This is a genomic window from Streptomyces sp. NPDC111606, from assembly GCF_055656945.1.
In genome coordinates, this window is sequence record NZ_JBVKBY010000006.1 from 493,689 (window position 1) to 512,419 (window position 18,731).

Sequence of the window (18,731 nt, forward strand, 5' to 3'; positions counted from 1 at the left end):
TCCTCCTGGCCGTGGCTGGGGGCTGCCGCCCCCAGACCCCCGCTTCGGCCTGAACGGCCTCGTCCTCAAACGCCGGACGGGCTGGATCGGCTTGATGTCCGATTTCCGCTAGCCCGCACCACTGTCACGGCGGAGACTGGACACCGTGATGGACGAAGACACCAGGTACGAGGCGGTGCGCAGCCGGGACGCCCGGTTCGACGGCGAGTTCTTCTTCGCTGTCGAGACGACCGGGATCTACTGCCGTCCCAGCTGCCCCGCAGTCACGCCGAAGCGGCGTAACGTGCGGTTCTTCGCGACGGCCGCCGCCGCGCAGGGCTCGGGTTTCCGGGCCTGCCGGCGGTGCCGGCCGGACGCCGTGCCGGGGTCCGCCGAGTGGAATGTGCGGGCCGATGTCGTCGGGCGGGCGATGCGGCTGATCGGCGACGGAATCGTCGACCGGGAAGGCGTCGCCGGGCTTGCCGCACGGCTCGGCTACAGCGCCCGGCAGGTGCAGCGGCAGCTCACCACCGAGCTGGGCGCCGGGCCGGTCGCGCTGGCCCGGGCGCAGCGGGCGCACACCGCGCGTGTGCTCCTGCAGACCACCGAGCTGGCGATCACGGAGATCGGATTCGCCGCCGGGTTCGCCAGCGTGCGGCAGTTCAACGACACGATCCGGGAGGTGTACGCGTCGACCCCGAGCGAGCTGCGGGCCGCCGCCGCACCGAAGGGCGGCCGTGGCGACCGGCGTACGGGCACTCCGTCGGCCGGGATCCCGCTGCGGCTCGCTTACCGGGGGCCGTACCAGGCGGGCCTCGTCCTCGACCTGCTGGAGCGCGAGGCCGTGCCCGGCGTCGAGGACGTCGGCGGGCCGGCCGGGCGCCGGACGTACCGCCGCACCCTGCGGCTGCCGCACGGCACCGGCATCGTGGCGGTGCAGGAGCGGATGGGTGGCGTGCGCAAGCGGGCGCCCGCGGACGTCCACGCCGCACCCGGCCCGAGCACACCGGGACCTCTGGCCGCCCCCGCTTCCCGCCTGCGCGCCACACCTGCCTCCGCGACCCACCCCGGCGGCTGGCTCGACGCCCGTCTGCACCTCACCGACCCGCGCGACCTGACGACCGCCGTGCAGCGGCTACGGCGCCTGTTCGACCTCGACGCCGATCCGTACGCCGTCGACGAGCGGCTCGGCGACGATTCCCGGCTCGGTCCCATGGTCGCGGCGCGACCGGGTCTGCGGTCACCCGGGGCCGCCGACGCGGAGGAACTGGCCGTGCGGGCAGTGGTCGGGCCGGTGGAGGCCGAGCGGCTGGTGCGGCGGTACGGCAAGGCACTGGACGCGCCCTGCGGCAGCCTCACCCATCTGTTTCCCGAGGCGGCCGTTCTCGCCGAGGCCGAGCCCGACGGGCCGCTGGGCGCGCTCACCGCCGCCCTCGCCGACGGTGCCCTACGGCTGGACCCGGGCGCCGACCGGGACGAGGCACACCGCGCGCTGCTCGACCTGCCCGGCCTGGATGCCCGTACCGTCGCCGTCATCCGCACCCGTGCCCTCGGCGACCCGGATGTCGCCCCGCCGGGCACCGACACCCCCGACAGCTGGCGCCCCTGGCGCTCCTATGCCTTGCAACACCTGCGTGCAGCAGGGGAGTTGGAGTAATCATGACCACCCCGAACCCGGCCCTGCCCACTGTCCCCACCCCGACCGCTTCCCCGACCCACTGGACCGAGGCCGACAGCCCCGTCGGCCCCCTCCTCCTCACCGCCGACCCGGCCACCGGCGCCCTGACCTCCCTCTCGGTGCCGGGCCAGAAGGGCGGCCGTACCGTCCAGGACGGCTGGCGGCGCGACCCCGCGCTCTTCGGAGCGGCCGAGGAACAGCTCGCCGCCTACTTCGCCGGTGAACTCAAGGAGTTCCAACTGGAGTTGCGGACGGCAGGCAGTGAGTTCCGGGAGAAGGTCTGGGCCGCTCTCGACTCCGTTCCCTACGGCGCCACCACGACGTACGGCGAGATCGCCGCGCGGATCGGTGCCTCCCGTGCCGCCGTACGGGCCGTCGGCGGCGCGGTCGGCGCCAACCCGCTGCTGATCGTCCGCCCGTGCCACCGGGTGATCGGGGCCGACGGGTCGCTGACCGGGTACGCGGGCGGCCTCGAGCGCAAGATGAGGCTGCTCACGCTGGAGGGCAGGCTCTAGTCCGCCTCCAGCCCCCAGCTGTGGACCCACCGCGGGTGGATGCGGATGACCTCCTCGCTGAAGTGCGGGCCCAGCTCGTGCGGGCCCGTGAGGAGCTCCGCGTCCCCGCGGATCTCGATCCCGCGCACCCGCCACGGCCGTACGCTGACGAGATCGTCGACGACCAGGGCCAGATTCGGGTTCTTGCACAGATTGCGCCACTTCTTGGTGGTGCCCATCGCGAGGCCGCCGATCAGGATCGTCCCATCGTCCTGGGGGAAGAAGCCGACCGGGTTCGCCTGCGGCCGGCCCGCCGGGTCGACGGTGGCCAGCCGCCCCAGCCGCTGCGACCTCAGATACGCCCGTTCCGCCTCGCTGAATTCGGTCATACGGCCGGCGAAACACTCGCGCCTCACGCGCGCATCGGCTGCTCGCCCTAGGGCCAATGGCCTACTCCGCCCGCACCGCCACTACGCGGGAAGCCCCCAGCGCGGGGCCTCCTCGTTCGGGCGCACCGGCGCGATCGTCAGGTCCGGCCGGTCGCCGCGCGCAGTGATCAGCGCCGAGTCGCCCTTCCGCAGGGCGATGCGGATCGCGCCCTCGCCGGCGGCGGCCCACCGCAGCGGGCGGCCCCGTCCGTCCCGTACCTCGACCGGCCCGGGGATGCCGTGCCGGACGACGCACGGCGCGCCCGCCTCGCTGACCAGCCGCACCCACCGGGTGACCCCGCCCTCGCGGACCGCCGACAGCAGGAACGCGCCCTGCGTGCGGAACTCGTGCACGGTCAGGTCGGCCCAGGCGTCCGGCAGTGCGGGGAAGACCCGGATCACACCGCCCCAGGACTGGCAGAGCATGTCGTGCAGGGACTGCGCCGCCGACAGCGGTGTCTCGATGACCGGGCCCGACTCCTTGTACATGGTGTTGGGCTGGACGAAGCGGGACATCAGCTCGCCCAGGTACGTCAGCGCGTCCTCGCCCTTGCCGAGCAGCGCGGACATCGACGCGGCGCCGGTGAAGGTGTAGCCCTGCAAGGCGCCCTCGAAGCCGACCCAGTGCGCCAACGACCTCTCGATCAGGGCCCGTTCGCCGGGCGTGCTGCCGGTCAGCTCGTACAACGGGTACACCGCGAGCAGATGCGAGTAGTGGCGGTGGGACTTCGCGAAGGGGATGTCCGCGCCGATCATGAAGCCGTTCGCGTCGGTTGGGTACGGCGCCCGCCGGGCCAGCACGTCCCGCCAGCGCGGCGCCGACTCGTCCTCGACGCCGAGGAGTTCGGCCGCTTCGAGCAGGGTGCGGCAGCCCCAGGTCAGCAGCATCAGGTCGTAGTTGCAGTCCCGTGAGTTGCCGCCGTACTCCGGGGAGAACGTGGCCGGCAGGTGCAGTCTGCCGTCCGGGCCCGGCTCCAGGAAGTGCAGGTAGTAGTTGATCGCCTTGCGGAGCAGGGGGTACAGGACGTCCCTGAGGATCGACTCGTCCATCGTGTGGCGGTAGCTGAGCCATACGTTGTGCAGCGCCCAGGTGAGGTTGCCGACCTCAGGCGTCGGCGGCTCCTGGCCGGGGACGCCGACGCCGTAGCCGGTGAGGGGGCCGTCGGCGCCGTTGATCAGGTGGGGGTCCGTGGTGCGCGGGATGCCCAGGGAGTCGGCGCGGTACGGGACGGCCGTCTCCTTGGCCAGGTTGTCCCGGAACTCGCTCAGCGACCGGGTGATCGCGTCGAGTTCGAGGTGGTTGGAGCCGTGGATCAGCCAGTACTCCAGCTGGGCGTTCAGGTTCCACCAGGTGTTGGGCCACGGGGTGGGCTCCAGCCAGGGGCCGCTCGTCGCCATCACGGGGGCGTCGCGGCGGGCGGCGGAGGCGGTCTTGTAGAGCTGGATCCAGTAGAAGCGCTGCATCCGCGCGTCGGGGAGGGAGAGGAAGCTCTTGCGGTAGAAGGCATGCCACCAGGCCCGGTGCGTCAGCGCCAGCGCGGAGTAGGGCAGCGCGCTCGTGCGGCGTACGGCCTCCAGCGCCCGGGCCAGTGCCGTCGTCCCGGGGTGGGAGTGCGCGACATGGACGTACAGCGTCCGTGCCCTGCCCGCGCTCCGCTCCCGCCACGCCGTCACGTGCTGCCCGCCCGCCAGGAGGGGCTGTTCGGCCGCCCACACGCCGGCGTGCTCGGCGACCTCGGCGGGCGGATTGCCCCGGTAGCCCTCGGGGAGCGGTTTGAAGGCCGCGCGGGGGCTGATCGCGTCCGCCGGGTGGAACACCCACCGGAAGTCGCGCTCACCCGCGCTCGGGGTGACCTCGACGGCCAGCACCGAGCGGTCGGTGTGCACGAGGGCCCGCAGGGTGAGCGTGCCCTGGTCCGTGGTGAGCGTGCCGGTCAGCTCGGCGTCGCGCAGGCCGAGCCGCCAGTCCAGGCCGGTGATCGCGCCCACCGGCTCCAGCGTGAAGTGGCCGATCGGAAGGCGGGCCAGCCCGAACAGCGAGCCGAACTCGGGGCGGTGGTCCTGCACCTCGGAGTGCTGGACGTTGAAGCGCACGGCGCGGGTACCGCCGTTCGCCCCGGTGCCCGGCTCGGCGTAGATGCCGGAGCCGAGGAAGCCGTTGCCGAGGAAGGGGCCCTCGTACCAGGCCGTCGGCATCCGCTGCCAGACGAGGTCGGCGTCGTCGAGGACGGCGCGCCAGGGGTCGGAGGGGGCCGCAGCGTCGGCTGCGCTCGCCTGTGCGGGCAGGCCGCCTGCGAGGAGGGTCCCGCCGAGGGCGGACCCGGTGGCGAGCACGGTACGTCTGGACGGGCTGGGCATTACGCCTCCATCTGTACGGCGATACGTCAGAGCCCCGATTCATCGGAGCTATCCCGCGACGCAACGTAGAGAAGGGGTGCCCGGTCGTCAATATGGCGGAAGAGACCCGATGTATCAGCCCCAGATCACCGCGCCCAGCCACGCCCCCGCGATCAGCTGGCAGGTGAACAGCTCCGCCAGCACGCTCGAACCGCCCGCACGCATCGCCGTCCGCAGCGCGGCCCTCGCCTCGCCGTGGCGGCCCAGCCGGAGCCGTTCCCCCAGGTAGATGCCGGCCATGAAGCCGGGGATCGAACCGAGCACGGGGATCAGGAAGAAGCCCAGGAACGATCCCGCTCCGGCGTAGGCCACGATGCGAGGGGCGGCCCAGTTTGGGCGCAGCCGGCGGGGCGGGAGCGCCCAGCGCACCACCTGGGAGAGGAACAGTGCGACAGTCGCCCCGACGAGCACCCACCAAGCGACCGGCTGGGGGTCCTTCAGCGCCCACCACAAGACCGCGGCCCACACCAGCCACGACCCCGGTACGCCGGGTACCAGCACTCCGCAGAGGCCGAGCAGGAGGACCAGGCCGACCAGCACAAGGTCCCACACTCCCATCTGACCAGACTGCCGGAGCCCGGGAGAAAGCGCAGATCAGCCTGGCCGGTGCGGGTGCCCCACCGTCACCCTGCCCGTGCCCGGGAGCCCGTCATGCTGCCCGTACCCGGGAGCCCGTCACCCCTGCCGCTCCCGCGCCACCCAACCCCGCTCGTACGCGTGCCACCCCAGCTGCAGTCGCGTCGTCACCCCGGTCAGCTCCATCAGCCGCTTCACCCGGCGCTGCACGGTCCGCAGCCCCAGGTCCAGCTGCTTGGCCACGCTCGCGTCGGTCAGGCCGGCCAGTAGCAGGGAGAGCACCTCCAGGTCGGTGTCGTCGGGGCCGTCCGGCTGCTGCTCGGTGATGCCGGACGTGCCGAGGCGCACCGGCAGCGCCTCCCGCCACACCGACTCGAACAGCCCGGAGAGCAGCTCCAGCAGCCCGCTCGCGTGGACCACCAGCGCGGCCGGCTCCGCGGTGTGAGAGGTCAGCGGCACCAGGGCGAGCGTGCGGTCGGCGATCACCAGCTTGGTCGGCACCTGGTCCACGACCCGCACCTGCTCCTCACGGCCGAGCGCGGCGGACAGCTCGGTGATGCCGTGCGGCTGGTCGAGGACCGAGCGCTCCAGGACCACCCGGTAGCGGACGCCGCGATGGGCGGCCTGCTCCTCCGCCTCGTTCTCGATGCCGGTGACGGCGACGGGGTTGCCGGTGACCAGCGCGCACACCTCCTCGCTCGCCCCGAGCTGGAGCTGAAGGAAGCGCTGCGACACCGCGGCCGCACCGATCACCACCTCGACCAGGTCGTGCACGGCCGGTTCGGCGACCCCCGCCCGGTACTCCTCGGCCAGTAACGCGGCCGCCAGCTCCGCCTTCTCCAGTTCGTGCCGCTGCTGGGTGAGCAGCGCGCCCAGCGCCACCCCGGGCGGCGCGGCGACCCAGCGGCCGGGCCGGGCCGAGGACTGCGCCGCGAGACCGTGTCGCTCCAGGCGGCGCAGGGCGCGCTCGGTGTCATGCTCCCCGAGCGTCAGCCGGCGCGCGAGATCGGGTACGTCGGCGGCGCCGGCGGACACCAGGGCGCGGTACGCCGACTCGTGTGCCTCGTCGAGACCTATCGCTCCCAGCATCGGGCCGCGCCCTCCCCGAAAGAACATCCGCACATCCGCAAAAAGAACACCGGCGTTCGGGCCGTGGCGGGAAACGGCCACGGCGCAAAACCGCCTCCGCACATCATCGCCGTACCACCCGCCACTCTGCCAAGGTGACGCCACCGCAGCATCAACCACCGCCCGCTTTGCCCGACTTGGGACTTCCTGGCCTGCGCTTTCGCGCCCGTCGGCAGGCGGCAGCAAGGGAAGAGGGCGATCTTGGGGAGAGCGATATCGCGTACGGCCACGGTTGCGGCGACCGCCGCGATCCTGGCCGTGACGACAGCCGTACCCACGCATGCGGCCACCGCCGTAACCGCGCACCCGGCGACCGACGGCCCGAGGCAGCTGACCGGCGACCGGGCCACCCCCGGCGCCGGCTCCGTCGTCACCCTCGTCACCGGCGACCGCGTCCTCGTCACCCGCGACGGGGCCGTCGCGCTGCCCGGCGAGGACGGCTCGACGTCCTTCACGCAGACCCGCCGCTCCGGCGACGATCTGTACGTCTACCCCGCGGGCGCGGTAGAGGCGATCGCCGCCGGCCGCGTCGACGAGGAGCTCTTCAACGTCACGGGCCTGATCCGCCAGGGCTACGACGACGCCCACCGCAAGACGCTCCCGCTGATCGCCACGTACGACCGCTCCGTCGCCCGAGCCGTCCCGCCCGCCCCGCGCGGAGCCGAACGCGGTCTCGTCCTCGACCCGATCGACGGTGTGGCCCTGGAGGCCGACAAGAAGAAGGCCGCCGACTTCTGGGCCGACGTCACGAGCCCCCGCTCCCGCGCGGCCGGCGACCTGAAGAAGCTGTGGCTCGACGCCAAGATCCGGGCCACCCTGGACCGTTCGACCCGCCAGGTGCACGCCCCCGAGGCCTGGGCCGCCGGTTACGACGGCAAGGGCACCGAGGTCGCCGTCCTGGACACCGGGGCCGATGCGGAACACCCCGACCTCAAGGGCCGTATCACCGCCTCGAAGAACTTCACCGACTCCCCGGACGCCGACGACCACGACGGCCACGGCACCCACACCACCTCCACCGTCGGCGGCACCGGCGCCGCGAGCGACGGCAGGAAGAAGGGCGTCGCGCCCGGTGCCGACCTCCTCCACGGCAAGGTCCTCAACGACTACGGCCAGGGCGAGACCTCGTGGATCATCGCCGGCATGCAGTGGGCCGTCGACCAGGGCGCCGACGTCGTCTCGATGAGCCTCGGCAACCCGGCCCGCACCGACTGCACCGACCCGATGGCCCAGGCGACGGAGGAGCTCGCCCGGTCGAGCGAGAACACCCTGTTCGTCATCGCCGCGGGCAACACCGGGCCCGGCAACAACACGGTCTCGTCCCCGGGTTGCGCCCCGAGCGTCCTCACCGTCGGTGCCGTCGACCGTGACGACGCCACGGCCTCCTTCTCCAGCCGCGGCCCGGTGTACGGCTCGCACACCCTCAAGCCGGAGATCGCCGCCCCGGGCGTCGGCATCTCCGCCGCGCAGGCCGGCGGCCGTGGCGTGTACGCCTACCAGTCCATGAGCGGTACGTCGATGGCGACCCCGCACGTCGCGGGCGCGGCCGCCGTCGTCAAGCAACGCCACCCGCAGTGGAGCGCCCGGCAGATCAAGGCGGCGCTCGTCTCCTCCGCCGACACGGACATCCCCGGCGACACCCGTGCGACGGGCGGTGGACGCCTCGACGTCCGCGCCGCGATCGGGCAGCAGGTGCTGGGCGCACCCGCGCTCCAGGCCGGCACGTTCAACTGGCCCCAGGACTCGAGCGACCGTACGACGGTCGCCGTGCCCTACACCAACATCACGGACAGGGCGGTGGAGCTGAAGCTGTCGGTACCCGCCGTAACCGGCAACGACGGCTCCACCGTCCGCTCGTCGATCGTCCGCCTCGACGCCCGCTCGGTCACCGTTCCGGCGGGCGGGACGGTCGAGGTCCCGCTGCGGATCGATCCGACGGCGACGCTCGAGCGGGCCCAGTACGGCGACGTCACGGGCCGCGTCCTCGCCACGGCCAAGGACGGCCGCACGGTCTCGACCCCCTTCGCGCTGCACGTCCAGCCGGAGACCGTCACCCTGCGCGTGAAGCTGATCGACCGCCTCGGTGAGCCCGCCGACGGCGCCTCCTCCGTCGACCTGATCGGCACCGACGACGCGGTCGGCGAGCGCCGCTTCAACGAGGGCGCCGCGGACCAGACGTACCGGATCCGTCCGGGCGCCTACTTCCTCTCCAGCTTCGTCACGACCCCCGAGACCGGGGGAACGCTCCTCGACTCCCTCACCTACCTCGGCCGTCCGCAGCTGGAGATCCGCGACGACACGACCGTCGTCCTCGACGCCCGCAAGGCTCACCGGCTGAACATCAGGGCGGACCGGCCGACCGAACTCCGCGGCGCCACACTGGGGTTCGCGCGCAGTTGGGACGACACCTGGCTGCACGCGGGCACGGCGGCCGGCGGGCGCGAACTGCGCGGCTACTACGCCTCCGTCACGGGCCGGGCGGCCGACGGGGACTTCGAGTTCGACAGTTTCTGGCGCGCGGCGGCCCCGCAGATCACCGAACTCGCCGTGGTGGGCGGCCGGTCGCTGCATCCGACGACCGCGTCCTTCAACTCGGCCAACCTCGACGGCACGGGCCGGGCGCCGCTCTTCGATGCCAAGTCAGGTACGCAGGAGGAGCTTTCGGGAGCGGCGGGAAAGATCGCGCTCGTCGGAATCCCGGACGGCGGGAGCGCCTACGAGGTCGCGAGGCGCGCGAAGGAGGCCGGTGCGGTGGCGGTCCTCGTCCACCGTGACGCCCCCGGCCGCTGGTACCCGTCGGCCGGCTTCACCGGCGGCCCGCTGCCGGTCCTCGCCGTCCCGGCCGAGGAGGCGAAGGCGCTGCTCGCGGCCGGGGACGTGACCCTGCGCTGGAAGGCCACCGCCAAGAGCCCGTACGTCTACAACCTCGCCTTCCCGGAGCAGGGCCCGATCGGCGGCGACCGCACCTACCGCGTCCGGGACCGGGACCTGGCGGCGACGACGGCGACGTACAACTCGATGGCGTCCGCCACCACCGACCACATCGACCTGACGGCCATGACCCGCCCGAACGGACTGAGCGGCTACTTCGGCGGGTTGGAGACGGTCCCCGCGCCCTTCACCCGCACCGAGTACCACTCGCCGGGCACGACCGGCTGGGAGCACGAGGTGTCCAGCAGCTTCCCGTGGGGCGAGTTCATGATCGACCCCATGCGGACGTACCGGAAGGGGGAGCGGCGGACCGAGGAGTGGTACGGCGGTGTCCTCGCCCCCACCACCCCGCTCGACGACAGCGGCTGGCCCGCCCTCGCCGCCGAACGGCAGGGCAACCTGATCGGCGTGGCACCCGGCTTCTGGGGCGACGGTCACCATCAGGGCGTGCAGGGCAGCTTCGGCGACATCGGCGGCATGACGCTGCGGCAGGACGGCGAGACGCTCGGGGAAAGTCCGTACCCGTTCGGGGTGTTCACCGTCCCGGCCGCCGGGTCGACGTACGAACTCACCCTGAACACCGCGAAGATCGGCCCGCCGGCCGCGGCCTGGAAACGCTCCACGAGCACGACGACGACGTGGACCTTCCGTTCGGCACTGGACGAGGACGCCTACTCACAAGGCATACCGATGCTCTTCCCGAGGTACGCGCTGCCGGAGGACGGCCTGAAGACGCTCCCCGCCGACGACGGACAGGAGGTCACCCTCACGGCGACCGGCCACGCGGGCTACCGGCCAGGTGAGCTGACACAGGCCCAACTCGCCTACTCCTACGACGAAGGCGGTACCTGGACCGAGGCGCAAACGGCACAGCAGGACGACGGGACCTGGACCGCGAAAGTGAACCACAGCGGAGCGACAGGAAAGCAGGTCACACTCAAAACCGTCCTGACCGACGCGAACGGCACCTCGGTCACCCAGATCGTGACCCGGGCCTACGACGTGCGCTGAGGCGCGCGAAGGGGATCCGGGCCCGGGTCACCCGACAGTCGCCGGGCGGTCCTCCCGTGGGGGGTGGGGCCGCCCGGCGACCTGTTTCACGTCCTGTTCCGTCACTTGCCTCGCACGACTGTTCACCACCTCACTCGACCACGCCTTTTGAGGTGCTTCCCCGGGTCGGATTTTCCGGATGCCCCGTTTTCATACGGGCCGTGCGGTGGACAATTGGGGGCATGAGCCAGCAGGGGGGAAAGGCCACCGGTCACGACGACGACTGGTGGGGGCAGCTGTACGGTGACTTCACCGATGACACGGGCCCGACCAAGGCGCCCGACACACTGGACGACCGGTTCGCCTCGGCGGCGGGGGTGTCAGGAACCGGCGCCCCGGTTCCGGCTCCGCGGGCCGGCGCGGATGCCGTGGCGGGTCCGGGTCCCGGTCCGTCGACCTTCCCCGCGGGCTTGCCGAAACCGCCGGGATTCACCGTGGAGGAGCCCCGGGGGCGGGCTGCGCCGGCGACCGACGACGAGCCCCGCACAGCGACCCGGGTGGACCTCCCCACCCACCCCCCGACGCCCCTCGACTACGTGGGCGACGGCCCTCCCACCTACGCCCCCGAACCCACCGCCCTCCCACCCGCGGACCCCGACGACCTCGACGACCTGGTCGCCGACACCGTCCTCGACGGCGCCCGCTACGGCGCCTCCACCCTGCGGGCCGTGTCCCTGCGCGGCGACTCCGCCCGCTACCGGGGCGAGCCCCGCCGCGACTCCCTTCTCACCGCCCGCTTCGGCACCGGCGAGAACGCCCTGATCCTGGTGGCGATGGCGACCGGCGCCCGCGCCACCCCGGGCGCGCACCGCGCCGCCGCCGAGGCATGCCACTGGATCGGCCGGGCCGTCGGCCGAAGTCACGGGCGCCTCGCGGACGACATAAGGGCCGCCAGGCGCGGCGACCTGAAGTCCGGCCTGCACCGCCTCACCGACCGCAGCCTCGGCAAACTCCGCGCCAGCGCCGCCGAACAGGGCATCGAACCCGAGGAGTACGCGGCGACCCTGCGCTGCCTCCTTCTCCCCGCCGACCCCGAGTGCCGGACCCGGGTCTTCTTCGGAATCGGCGCGGGCGGACTGTTCCGCCTGCGGGGCGGCGAATGGCAGGACATCGAACCCCGCGTCACGGACATCACCGGCGAACCCGTCGTCGGCTTCGGCTCGCTCCCCGCCGAGACCCCCGAGGGCGACCGCCTCACCATGGACCTCGGCATCCCCACACCCCCGAGCCCCTATGACCCTGCCCCCGAACCGCCCCGCGAGCCCTTCCGCTTCCGCGCGTCCGTGGCCCGCCCGGGCGACACCCTCCTCATGTGCACCGGCGGCCTCGCCGACCCCCTGCGCGGTGAGCCCGAACTCGCCGCCCACCTCACCGGACGGTGGTCCGCTCCCGAACCGCCCGGCCTCGCCGAGTTCCTCGCCGACACCCAGGTCCGGGTGAAGGGATACGCGGACGACCGTACGGCGGCCGCCGTCTGGGAGGCCTGACGGCGGCTCCGGCTACGGCCGGTACGTCACCCACGAGCGGGCCGAGGTGTCGTACACGTACATGGGCAGCCCCTTGATGCCGGTCGTGCGGAAGGGGCGGCCGTGGTCGTCGATGCGGACCGTGCCGGTGCGGCCCTGGGAGGACCAGTCCAGCTCCAGGTACCAGCTGCAGTCGCAGCTCTCCGTCCGCGCGTCGACCAGCAGCACCTCCGGGTCCTCGGCGGACACGCGGTACGGCAGGCGCATGGCCGGGATCGTGACGCCCGAGTCGTTGCCGTCGGCCGGGCGGGCGATGGGGCGGTCCTTGTCCAGGTCGACGTCGAAGTAGCGAGGCGTCAGCGCTCCGCCGCAGCCCTGGTCCATGGTGTAGACGGTGCCCCCGGAAGGCGCCGAGCGGCCGACGACGCGCACCCTCAGGGCCTTCAGGACGACAGCCGTGGAGGTCTTGCCCTGCACGGAGATCTCGATCATCGTCTGCTCCCCGTGCACCGCGCTCTGCGAGCCCGCCCACGCCTCGGCGTCCTGCGGCGGGGGAGGCGGCGGTACCTGGCTGGGCGGCCTGGCGACGACGTAGTCGTGGCCGCAGCCGGCCTGCCACACATGGGAGTTGGCGCTCCAGGTGAGCGGCACCCCGGCCGGGGTCTGCTGCCGGCCGGCTTCCTTCGAGGGGCTGCCGCCTGACGGAGTGGACTTCGGCGAGGACTTCTTCGAGGCGCCGTCCGACGGTGACGGTGTGGTGGGGGAGGGGCTCGGCGAGCCCGTCGGCTTGGGGCGGGGAGTGCCCGTCGGCGTCGTACGGGACGGATCGGAGCCCTGGACGGAGTCGCTCGCGCGGGGACCGTCGTCGTCCGGCAGGGCGGAGAGGCTGCCCAGCGTGGCGAGCAGCGCCGTCGCCACGGCCGCCGACACCAGCAGGCGCCGACGGCGGTACCAGGGGTGGCGAGGAGGGGTGTCGGCAGGTGTCGGGTCCGCGGTCACGAGTCCCGTGGGCTCCTCGGCCGCGTCCACCGGGGAGCCGTCCGCTGCGGAAGGGCCGCCGTCCGCCGTGGCGGAAGCCGCCGAACGGGACCGCTGCCGTGCCGCCACCGCCAGGATCCACAGCCGGTGCAGCTCCAGCCGCTCCTGCGACGTCGCCTCGCACAGCGCGGCGAAGCGTTCCACAGGGGCGAAGTCGACGGGGACCGCGTCTCCGGCGCAGTAGCGGTGCAGCGTGGAGGTGTTCATGTTCAGGCGGCGGGCCAGCTGACCGTAGCTGCGGTCGGTGCGGGCCTTCAGGCGTCTGAGCAACGCCGCGAACTCCTGGACGTCGTCCTGTGCTGCCGACACCGTTCCCCCGTGTCCTTCGCCGTCCCGGGACGGCATCCCAGGCACTCCATATACCTGCACGTCAGAAGGGCTGGGATGGTTCCACCGTCGCGGATCGGGTGTCGGCCCTTGCGGTCGCCCGCTGTGACGGCTGATGCTCTTGGTGTCGCACCGACCAGGGCCGGACGGACCATCCGCCGTCGGTGCCGGCTCACTTCCGATCGTTCACGCTGTCATGTCATTCACGGGGGGACACCCATGTCCAAGCGCACTCGCACCGGCTCGCTCGCCGCACTCGCCGTCGCGGGCCTCGCCGCGGGCGCCGCACTCACCGCCGTACCCGCCGGCGCCGCGACGAAGGCGCCCGCGCCGAAGTTCCTCTCGGCGACCGAACTCCCGCCGCACCCCTCCTCCGGCTGGACCGCCGCCCCGGTCGCCGACGGGGTGCCGGAGGAGATGCAGTACTGCTTCGGCGAGGCGCTGCTCGCCTACGACTCCCGCTACCGCACCTTCCGCACCGACCTCGACACCGGTGCCGAGCAGCTCAACGTCGTCGTCGGTGACAACGCCAAGGCCAAGGCCCTCGCCACCCGCCTCGACAAGGAGATCAAGCGCTGCGTCACGCGCATGGACGCCGACCCGGAGATCGAGGCCGACTACAAGAGCTACGGCAGCCTGCCGGTCGAGGAGGGCGCCCGCGTCCACGGCTTCGCGACGCGTGCCTCGTGGGGTGCCATGGACATCCACCTCGTCTCCGTGGGCCGGGACGGCGGCACCGTCACCGTCGTGCAGTGGGGGCAGATGGGCGACTTCACACACGCGCCGGTGAAGGCCTTCAAGAAGACGACCACCACCGCGGTCAACAAGCTCTACTGACCGGCGCACCACAGGACCACCTCACCAGCGGGGCCGCCCTCCCGGACGGGGGTCGGGCGGGCGGCCCCGCCACCACACGGCACGACCGGGGCGGCTGCGGTAGCGAATTCCGGCCAGATTCGCAGACTTCGGGCATCGGCTCGGACGGCGCCTCGACGTCGAGGCGCGCCCGCCGGTCGTCCGGGTCGCGTACGGCCGGATCCGCAGAGCGGGATCGTCGAACTGTCCGATCCGCAGCGGTCCGCAGGCCCTCGATGGCATCGGCACGATGCCGTGCAGGACTGCCCTGGTCGGCCGCCTTCGCCGGGGCGGATTGAACCGCCTTGCCTCCCCTCGCCGGAATCACACCTATGGCCCGCAGCCCGAGGCCGTGGCCGGTGGCCGACTCGATCCGGTCGTCGTCCGCGGCGCCCTTCGGGCGGCCGGTGGGTGACGTTCCGGGTTTCATCCACCGGCACGGCCTGCCGCAACCGTGGCCGAACACCTGGTCGTTGACGATTCGACATGACTGCCGCCCGTCCGACTGGGAAATGGTTCCCGTGAACGTGTTCGAGCAGGAGGGGAACCGACATCGGCACGCGGGCGGGGGTCATGAAAAGGCAGGCACGAGGAGGCGGTCCCATCACCATCGGGGCCTCCTCGGCACAGACAGTGGAGGACAAGGCCGCGAGCGCCGGGGAACACACGCAGTCGCCTCAGCTCAGGCGCAGACTCGGACGGGCGGACCTGCGGGCCGTACCGGAGGCACGCAGGGCTCTGCGCGAGCTGTTACGGCACTGGGGGAGGCCCGGACGATCGGACATAGCCGAACTGCTCACCAGCGAGCTCGTCACCAATGCAATCGTCCACACCGACCATGACGCCGTCCTGACGGCGATCGTCGGACCGCACGGACTCAGGGTGGAGGTGAGGGACTTCGTGGCCCGCCGGCCCAGACTGCGCGTACCGAACGCCGACAGCTGTACGAACGGCAGAGGCCTGGTGCTGGTCCAGTCCCTCGCGGACGACTGGGGCGTGCGGACGCACGGGGTGGGGAAGGCGGTGTGGTTCGAACTCGACGCGGATGCCGCTTGATGCGGGCCGCCGGGACGCAGGCCGTACGACGACGGGAAGGGGCGCGACCCGAGTCCCGGGTCGCGCCCCTTCCCGTCGATGCTGTCAAAGGCCGTCGATGCCGTTGACGAGCGGAGTGCTCAGCCGAACTGCTGCTCGAGATCCTTGAGCTTGCGCTCCAGGGAGTCGAGCCGTGGCAGGGCCATTGTGTCGTCCTCCGAAGTGAGGTCGACGGTCACCGGGTCAGAACCGGTGCGGACGGGCTGAAGTGACGGACGTGAGCGTACGGGCAGTTGTTCCGGCGCCGATATGGCAGGCTCCGCGGAGACTTGGGCCGACGCACGCTCCAGAGCCTGCGTCTCGACCTGCCGGCCGCCACGGCCGACGAAGCCGCGGTGGCCCCGGCTGATGGCCTTCAGCTGGGCCCGCTCCATGCGCTCCTGCTCGCGCCGGCGCAGGCGGGCCGCCTCCTTCTGGCGCTTGTCCTCGCGGACCTCGTCGACCGCCTCGTCGAGGCTGCGCACGCCCTCCAGGAGCATCAGCGACCAGGCCTTGTAGGTCTCGCGGGGTGCCCGCAGCCAGCGGACGATCCGGATCTGCGGGAGGGGCCTCGGGACCAGACCCTGCTCGCGCAGGGCGGCCCGGCGGGTCTGCTTGAGCGCCCGGTCGAAGAGAACAGCCGCGGAGAGGGACATGCCGGCGAAGAAGTGCGGGGCGCCGTCGTGGCCGAGGCCCCGGGGCGCGTGCACCCAGTTGAACCAGGCCGCGGCGGCCGCGAACGTCCACACGAGTATCCGGGAGCCGAGGGCCGCGTCACCGTGGCTGGCCTCGCGCACCGCGAGCACGGAGCAGAACATCGCTGCGCCGTCCAGTCCGAACGGCACCAGGTACTGCCAGCCGTTGTGCAGGTTCAGGTTCTGCTCACCGAAGCCGACCAGGCCGTGGAAGGAGAGCGCGGCGGCCACGGCCGCGCAGCAGAACAGCAGCACATAGGAGGCGGTGCCGTATATGGCCTCCTTGCGCCGGCGGCGCTCCTCGCTGCGCTCCCACGAGTCGTCCGCGCTCGTGTCCTTCCCCGAGGCCTTCCCGCGCCGAAGCACCGCTATCGCCGCCAGCAGGCCCAGGAGCAGGACGGCGCCCGGAAGCAGCCAGTTCAGCGATATGTCGGTCAATCTCATCTGGGGTCCCTTGCATTGGGATAGGGCGTAACGCCCGCCATAGTGGCCCAATCCCACTGGCCCTCAGGGGGTTTCGGGGCAAGAGGCCGCCAAGGAAGTGCAAGGGGATGCCCAGGGCGGCGTTCTGCTCGAACTGCCGCTTGAGGGGCAGGAGTTGAGTTCGAACAACACTACCCGTGCGGGTGGTTCAACGGAAAGTTCCTGCGCGAAGTGAGGAATTTGTGAAACGCCTGTAACCGTAACGGGTGTCCTGCGCGCGGGTGATCTTACGGCACGAAGTCTGACGCACGTGTCTGACGGTGCCTCAACTGGCCGCGGCCAGAAGCTTGGTGACCCGGTCCGCGTCGCAGGTGCGCGGGCAGGTGGCGCAGGTGTCCTCGGGGCGCAGTGTGTAGAACATGCAGCAGCTCGCCCGGTCCCGGGTGGGCAGCGACTCGCCGTTCGGACCGGTCAGTTCACGGAAGGCGGCCGAGCCGACGTACGGCTTCGTCGCGCCCGGCAGCAGCAGCTCCAGGTCGCGGCGCGCCCGCTCCTGCTCGCCGTCGCCGAGCAGATGGGCGACGTACCACAGGCTCTCGACGACCTCGTCGGTCGCCATGCCCCACAGCGCGCGTCCGCGGCGTCGCATGCGGGGGCCGAAGCCGGTGAGCACGGGTTCGAGGTGCTCCGCTATCGCCGTCCGTACCTCTGCGCGCAGCGCCTCCTCATCGGGTACGACCCGCGCGCCGGGCAGGGTGGCGGCCGGGTCGCCGGGGAGGCAGGCGAAGGTGGCGGGGCGGGCGGCGAGGGCGCCCATCGGGAGGTCCGGGGCCGTGCGGTCGTACGAGACATGCGTCACGGGGAAGCGGGGGACGCGGCGGAGCAGGAACCAGGGGACGGTGATCAGCAGGCAGACGGGCCAGGCGTAGCGGTGCAGGCCGAAGCTCGCGACGACGTCTGCGCGCGCGGACTGTCCGTAGTCACGCTGTACCTGCGCGTCGTCCCAGGCCAGGAACGTGTCCAGGCCGTTGCCGCCCTCCGTGAGCGTGGCTGCGGTGACCCAGCCGTCGTGTCGGGGGAGCTGCGCGTCGGTGGCCGGCTGGGTGATGGCAAGCCCCGGCAGGACCTCGGTGAGACGGGTGTAGGCGTCCGCGAGGGCTGAGGGGGGCACAGGCATTCCGGACCGCCGATTCGTGAGGTGGTGAAGGTAAGGCTTACCTTACCCAAGATCGCTGCGGTTTGAACTGTCGCGTTCTGCGCCTAAGGTGCTTGACGGGTGAGTAACAAGCCGCCGTAATGACCCCAAGTACCGATACGTCCGGAGGAGGACCCGTGAAGCAGGGCGCGCAGGGCTCCGCGGTGACGGGGAATCCGCCGGTGTCGCAGGGCCTGGAGGCCCGGGCGGGTGCGGACGGTACGGGTACGGGTGTGGCGCGGGTGCCGTCGCAGGGGCGAGCCCCGGGTGTGGCCTCGGGTGTGGACGCGGGGCGGGGTGCCCCGGCGCCGACGGCTCGGGGTGAGCACACCCACAGTGAGACGCCGATTCCGCGGCCGCGGGCGATTGTCCAGCGGGCCTCGGTGCGGGGACAGATCGTCGACGCCCTGCGCACCGCGCTCGTCACCGGTGAGCTGACGCCCGGGGCGGTCTACTCGGCCCCGGCGCTCGGCGAACGCTTCGGCGTCTCCGCGACGCCGGTCCGTGAGGCCATGCAGCAACTCGCGCTGGAGGGAGCCGTCGAGGTCGTCCCGAACCGGGGGTTCCGGGTGGTCGAGCGCGGGGCCCGGGAGTTGGCGGAGCTGGTCGAGGTGCGGGCGCTGATCGAGGTCCCGGTGATGCTCCGGCTCGCCCGGACCGTCGCCGCCGAACGGTGGGCGGAACTACGGCCGTTGGCGGAGGCGACGGTCCGTGCGGCGTCGACCGGCTGCCGGGCGACCTACGCGGAGACGGACCGCACCTTCCACCGCGCTGTGCTGTCCCTGTGCGGCAACGAACAACTCGTCCAGATCGCCGACGACCTCCACCGCCGGGCCCAGTGGCCCCTGGTGAGCCCCGCCCGCCCGTCCGGCCGCGGCCACGCCGACCTCGTCGCCGACGCGGCGGAACACACGGCCCTGCTGGACGCGTTGATCGCCGGGGACGTGGATGTGGTGCGGGCGTTGGTCGGGGAGCATTTCGCCGGGGCGCGCTGAGC

Annotated in this window: 14 protein-coding genes; 7 read left to right on the top strand and 7 right to left on the bottom strand. The window is 72.4% G+C overall.

What is annotated here, in order from left to right; genetic code table 11:
- The first annotated feature begins 148 nt into the window (after positions 1 to 148).
- Positions 149 to 1,636 carry a DNA-3-methyladenine glycosylase 2 family protein gene (locus ACZ7M7_RS23755; RefSeq protein WP_383623381.1) on the top strand — a complete coding sequence of 496 codons (1,488 nt, stop codon included), beginning with the start codon at positions 149 to 151 and terminating at the stop codon, positions 1,634 to 1,636.
- A 2-nt stretch (positions 1,637 to 1,638) separates the two neighbouring features.
- Positions 1,639 to 2,172: a methylated-DNA--[protein]-cysteine S-methyltransferase gene (locus tag ACZ7M7_RS23760; RefSeq protein ID WP_383622902.1), complete on the top strand. Its 534-nt coding sequence runs from the start codon at positions 1,639 to 1,641 to the stop codon at positions 2,170 to 2,172.
- Here the strand turns inward: ACZ7M7_RS23760 and ACZ7M7_RS23765 are convergent.
- The 4 genes from ACZ7M7_RS23765 to ACZ7M7_RS23780 form a co-directional block, all read right to left on the bottom strand.
- Positions 2,169 to 2,540: a PPOX class F420-dependent oxidoreductase gene (locus ACZ7M7_RS23765; protein ID WP_472120062.1), complete on the bottom strand. Its 372-nt coding sequence runs from the start codon at positions 2,538 to 2,540 to the stop codon at positions 2,169 to 2,171. The genes ACZ7M7_RS23760 and ACZ7M7_RS23765 overlap by 4 nt on opposite strands.
- An 81-nt stretch (positions 2,541 to 2,621) precedes the next feature.
- Positions 2,622 to 4,937 (bottom strand): glycosyl hydrolase family 95 catalytic domain-containing protein, encoded by a 2,316-nt coding sequence (locus tag ACZ7M7_RS23770; RefSeq protein WP_472120064.1) that lies wholly within the window; start codon positions 4,935 to 4,937, stop codon positions 2,622 to 2,624.
- A gap of 114 nt (positions 4,938 to 5,051) precedes the next feature.
- Entirely contained in the window at positions 5,052 to 5,534 is a 483-nt protein-coding gene (locus ACZ7M7_RS23775) for a DUF456 domain-containing protein (RefSeq protein ID WP_383603798.1), read from the bottom strand.
- Between the two features lie 117 nt (positions 5,535 to 5,651).
- On the bottom strand, positions 5,652 to 6,641 hold the full coding sequence (locus tag ACZ7M7_RS23780) for a helix-turn-helix domain-containing protein (protein WP_383603795.1): 990 nt from the start codon (positions 6,639 to 6,641) through the stop codon (positions 5,652 to 5,654).
- A gap of 240 nt (positions 6,642 to 6,881) precedes the next feature.
- On the opposite strand from ACZ7M7_RS23780, the gene ACZ7M7_RS23785 reads away from it, so the two are divergent.
- Positions 6,882 to 10,622, top strand: a complete 3,741-nt coding sequence (locus ACZ7M7_RS23785) for a S8 family serine peptidase (RefSeq protein WP_472120067.1) — start codon at positions 6,882 to 6,884, stop codon at positions 10,620 to 10,622.
- A gap of 221 nt (positions 10,623 to 10,843) precedes the next feature.
- Positions 10,844 to 12,148 (top strand): PP2C family serine/threonine-protein phosphatase, encoded by a 1,305-nt coding sequence (locus tag ACZ7M7_RS23790; RefSeq protein WP_383622896.1) that lies wholly within the window; start codon positions 10,844 to 10,846, stop codon positions 12,146 to 12,148.
- A gap of 12 nt (positions 12,149 to 12,160) precedes the next feature.
- Here the strand turns inward: ACZ7M7_RS23790 and ACZ7M7_RS23795 are convergent, their stop codons facing one another.
- Positions 12,161 to 13,510 carry a helix-turn-helix domain-containing protein gene (locus tag ACZ7M7_RS23795; RefSeq protein ID WP_472120070.1) on the bottom strand — a complete coding sequence of 450 codons (1,350 nt, stop codon included), beginning with the start codon at positions 13,508 to 13,510 and terminating at the stop codon, positions 12,161 to 12,163.
- 201 nt (positions 13,511 to 13,711) lie between these two features.
- Between ACZ7M7_RS23795 and ACZ7M7_RS23800 the strand changes: the two genes are divergently transcribed.
- Both ACZ7M7_RS23800 and ACZ7M7_RS23805 read left to right on the top strand, forming a co-directional pair.
- A complete protein-coding gene (locus ACZ7M7_RS23800; RefSeq protein WP_472120072.1) occupies positions 13,712 to 14,329 on the top strand; it encodes a hypothetical protein in 618 nt (205 codons plus the stop codon).
- A 591-nt stretch (positions 14,330 to 14,920) separates the two neighbouring features.
- Entirely contained in the window at positions 14,921 to 15,403 is a 483-nt protein-coding gene (locus ACZ7M7_RS23805; RefSeq protein WP_383603780.1) for an ATP-binding protein, read from the top strand.
- A 119-nt stretch (positions 15,404 to 15,522) separates the two neighbouring features.
- Here ACZ7M7_RS23805 and ACZ7M7_RS23810 read toward each other — a convergent pair whose 3' ends face one another.
- Complete coding sequence (locus ACZ7M7_RS23810) at positions 15,523 to 16,560, bottom strand: DUF2637 domain-containing protein (protein ID WP_383609346.1); 1,038 nt, start codon at positions 16,558 to 16,560, stop codon at positions 15,523 to 15,525.
- Positions 16,561 to 16,864: 304 nt separating this feature from the next.
- On the bottom strand, positions 16,865 to 17,716 hold the full coding sequence (locus tag ACZ7M7_RS23815; protein ID WP_472120074.1) for a (2Fe-2S)-binding protein: 852 nt from the start codon (positions 17,714 to 17,716) through the stop codon (positions 16,865 to 16,867).
- A gap of 155 nt (positions 17,717 to 17,871) precedes the next feature.
- On the opposite strand from ACZ7M7_RS23815, the gene ACZ7M7_RS23820 reads away from it, so the two are divergent.
- Positions 17,872 to 18,729, top strand: a complete 858-nt coding sequence (locus ACZ7M7_RS23820) for a GntR family transcriptional regulator (protein WP_472120076.1) — start codon at positions 17,872 to 17,874, stop codon at positions 18,727 to 18,729.
- The last annotated feature ends 2 nt before the right edge of the window (positions 18,730 to 18,731 follow it).